The organism is Psychrobacter sp. TB20-MNA-CIBAN-0197 (genome assembly GCF_040309765.1).
GTDB classification, from domain to species: Bacteria; Pseudomonadota; Gammaproteobacteria; order Pseudomonadales; family Moraxellaceae; genus Psychrobacter; species Psychrobacter submarinus.
This window is the reverse complement of record NZ_JBEOPC010000731.1, coordinates 1-266: the sequence shown is the minus strand read 5'-3', so window position 1 is coordinate 266 and position 266 is coordinate 1. Positions and strand designations below refer to the sequence as shown.

The following is a 266-nucleotide window of genomic DNA, read 5'->3' as shown; positions in this document are numbered from 1 at the left end:
GCCCAAATGCGTACACACGCCTTCAACAACCAACACAGCTGGTTCTAAAGAGCGCGTAGGATTCGCACAGTATTCAGGTTGTAATGATGCACTAGAGTCAGGGTCAGACAGCATTGGCTTGACTGACTCTAATCCTGCGATCATCTCTTCGGTGCGCTTAACCACATAAATAGGTTTACCACGATATTTGATGACAATCATTTGTCCATCTTCGATAGAACCGATATCTTGGGTAACAGCCGCCCCTGCAGCTTCAGCTTTTGCGC

1 protein-coding gene is annotated in these 266 nt (G+C 47.4%); it reads right to left on the bottom strand.

Annotated features, from left to right (window positions below; all coding sequences use genetic code 11):
- Window positions 1-266 (bottom strand): Rieske (2Fe-2S) protein (locus tag AAEY83_RS15755; RefSeq protein WP_502945201.1); only part of this gene is annotated, 266 nt, incomplete at both ends.